Raw genomic sequence first — 3265 nt, forward strand, 5'->3', positions numbered from 1 at the left:
TGAGGACCCTAGTTTTTAGACCACTAAGACAGTTTTAAACCCCCTGCAAAAAAACAGGGGGTTTCTCGACAGCCTGAGCATTCTATATAGAATGCTTTTTATCTTTCTCGACTAACCTGATCTGTTAAAAGATGTAATATCATAACGTTGATTTCGATACAGAAATGTACTTTGTACTTAAGTTTGTCTAGAAGAATTGGTACTGTTATTTGTCACTCAATTGGTACTTTAATTGTGTCTAATTCATTTTTATAATGTGTTTGTATTTTGAAGGTCAATTAATAAAGGAGTGTAGCTTTATGTTCTGTGGATTATCTGCTTTTCCACTCACCCCCGTTAACGAGACAGGTATTGACGAAAAAGCATTTGTGACACTAATTCAACGATTAGTTGCAGCTGGTGTAGACTCAATTGGTGCATTGGGTTCAACTGGAAATTATGCATATCTTAATCGAGAAGAACGTTTACGTGTGCTTCGACTTGCTGTCCATTCATCTGAGAGGATTCCCGTGATGACAAGTATAAGTGCGATTCGTACTTCTGAAGTACTTCGATTAGCGGAAGATGCACAAAGAGCAGGAGCAAGCGCAGTGTTGCTAGCCCCTGTCTCCTATCAAACACTAACGAATGAAGAAGTATTTTTACTCTATGAACAGGTAACCAGTTCACTCTCCATTCCACTTTGTGTATATGATAATCCGAGTACCTCGCATTTCCATTTTAGTGATGAGTTGCACGGTCGGATTGCTGAGCTACCTAACGTTCGTTCTATCAAGATTTCTGGAGTACCTTCTGATCCTGAAGCAGCCAAGGCACGCATTAGAAAACTACGCACGACCATTCCTCCCCATGTAACTATAGGAGTAAGTGGAGATTCATTTGCAGTCACTGGCTTGAATGCAGGCTGTGAAGCATGGTACTCGGTTCTCGGTGGTTTGTTTCCAAAGGCGTGCCTAAAAATGACCCGTTTGGCCCAGGACGGTTTTGCTGATGAAGCGGAACGACTCTCGGCGCTACTTGAACCTATTTGGACGTTATTTCATCAATATGGTAGCCTTCGTGTTGTTTCAGCAGCAGCAGAAATAAGTGGCTTAATCTCAAGTCCCAGTCTTCCTTTGCCCTTACAACCATTGAATCAATCAGCTAGAGAACACTTGGAATTCATACTAAAGGACCTTCAGTCTACAGAAACATTCTGTTGCCCATTCGGCTAATAGCTTTTCGAAGAGAAGACTACTAAGCACGTTTGCTGTAAAATTTTTCGTTATGAGTGTTGGAGAAACAACAGATGTGAGCTTCAATCATAGCATTTTTTTCGGGACTAACGCCTGTGCTTGTTGTCCTGCTAGCTACTTTTCTTTGGGAAGAGACACTTACTTTTAGTGCAGCTAGTCGAATTCTGCATCATTATCCTTCTCGCTTATCGTCGTTAGATACAAGCGAGATCTGCAAGTAGGACATTACCGAGGCTAGCAATGGAGCGTGCTGGCTATCTTGTTTCATAGCTTCACAGACCTTTCCTCGAAACAAGCTTTACTTTACGGAGTATCTATTTTGCCTATGTCGTCAAGAGATATTCGGTTTAATTCTAGCATTGATTGGAATTATCGTAATTAAAATGATGTTTTAATCAAACTGATGTTTAAACTGCATATGAATTCAACCAGCAATTGCTAAATAAAGAAGACCCGCGTTTATTGAAACACGGGTCTTCTTTTGTTAAGTTCATTGAGATTATTCAAAGTGGTATCTTTTAAATAATCAAAACAATTCGTAACATAAAATGGAGCTAATCCATCTTATACTCTTCCTTAATATATAATGTGCATAATCAACCTAAACTTGACGAATTTTATAATACTTAAATTTTCAAATGGAATTATTTTTACTGTTTTTCAATGCAGGCAAGGGCAGGCGGACAAGCCGCCACCCTCTGCACCACGCAAAGTGAAATCATTGCATTTTAGAAAACAGATTTAGAAAACAAAGTCGATGGAATCCGGCGAGAAGCCTTCCGGTTGCTCGTCCGAGTTCACCTGAATATCGCTTAACAGCAAATCTGGATTGATCCCAACCTGGGACAGGATCGCTATCAAATCCCTGCTTAATCTCTCAATAGCGTCAGCTCCAAACAGCTTCGTGCAATATTCAAACGAACCCTTGATCTCCCCATCTTCATCACTCATGGACAAGGTCAAATCGAATTTGGAAATACGATGCTCCTGAACATACGGACTGAAGGACAGCATTTCAAGCTTCGCTTCCGGCGACTCTGTATTTTCCAGTACAAACATGGTGTCAAACAACGGGTTACGGCTTGCATCCCGCGCTACATCCAGCTTTTCCACCAACTCTTCCAGTGGATAATCCTGATGCTCGAAGGCTTGCAGCGTACGATCTCTGGCTTCCTGCAAGTAGCTGTGGAACGTTTGGTTGCCCCTCGGCTGATGCCGGATGGCTAGCGTATTCACGAACATTCCGATCAGTGGCTCCAGTTCAGGCAACAAGCGTCCTGCTACTGGCGTACCGATGATCAAATCGTCCTGACCGCTGTATTTGGACAGCAGAACGGTGTAGGCGCTTAATAGCACCATGTACAGTGTACTTCCGGTCTGTGCCGCAATTCGGTGCAGTTGCTCGGATACATTTGCGTCCACTGTAAATTCATACATCGCACCCTCGAAACTGCGAACAGCAGGTCTAGGATAAGCAATTGGCAAATCCAGTACCGGCAATTCTCCGGCTAAATGCTCCAGCCAGAAGTGTTCCCGGCGTTGGTATGACTCACGCTGCATCTCCTGCTGCTGCCACACGGCGTAGTCTTTGTACTGAATTTGCAACGGCTCCAATTCCTGTCCCTCGTACAGTTGTACCAGCTCCTGCACGATGTTGTTAGACGATACACCGTCTGAAATAATATGGTGCATGTCGTACATCAGGAGATGGCGCTCTGGTCCGGTTTGAATGAGACGGACACGCAGCAGTGGTGCCTGGCGAAGATCAAAGCTGCGTACAAAGGACTCGATATAGGCTTCGGCTTCGGACTCCCTAGCCTGCAAGCGCTCTACTGCAAACTCCACTTGATCGTACACCCGCTGAACGACCTCGCCTTCCACCATTTCAAAGGAAGTCCGCAGCGTTTCATGGCGGGCTATTAACTGACGGAACGCATCCTCCAGCTGATCGGACTGAAGCGGTCCCTCCACGGTTAATACACCCGGCATATTGTAGCTGAGATCCCCACCTTCCAGATGGCTCAAAATGT

Annotated in this window: 2 protein-coding genes; one reads left to right on the top strand and one right to left on the bottom strand. The window is 44.1% G+C overall.

From position 1 onward, the window contains the following. Positions 1 to 299 precede the first annotated feature (299 nt). Entirely contained in the window at positions 300 to 1214 is a 915-nt protein-coding gene (locus G9G54_RS24730) for a dihydrodipicolinate synthase family protein (RefSeq protein ID WP_165179931.1), read from the top strand. A gap of 762 nt (positions 1215 to 1976) precedes the next feature. Here G9G54_RS24730 and G9G54_RS24735 read toward each other — a convergent pair. Next, positions 1977 to 3265, bottom strand: a 1289-nt coding sequence (locus tag G9G54_RS24735; protein ID WP_238808434.1) for a condensation domain-containing protein, incomplete at its 5' end; no start/stop codon positions are given.

The sequence above is a fragment of the Paenibacillus sp. EKM212P genome, assembly GCF_011066115.1.
GTDB lineage: Bacteria > Bacillota > Bacilli > Paenibacillales > Paenibacillaceae > Paenibacillus > Paenibacillus polymyxa_B.

Excerpts from the sequence above, each read along its gene's own strand:
- G9G54_RS24730 (WP_165179931.1), top strand. The coding sequence starts at position 300 with ATGTTCTGTGGATTATCTGCTTTTCCACTCACCCCCGTTAACGAGACA.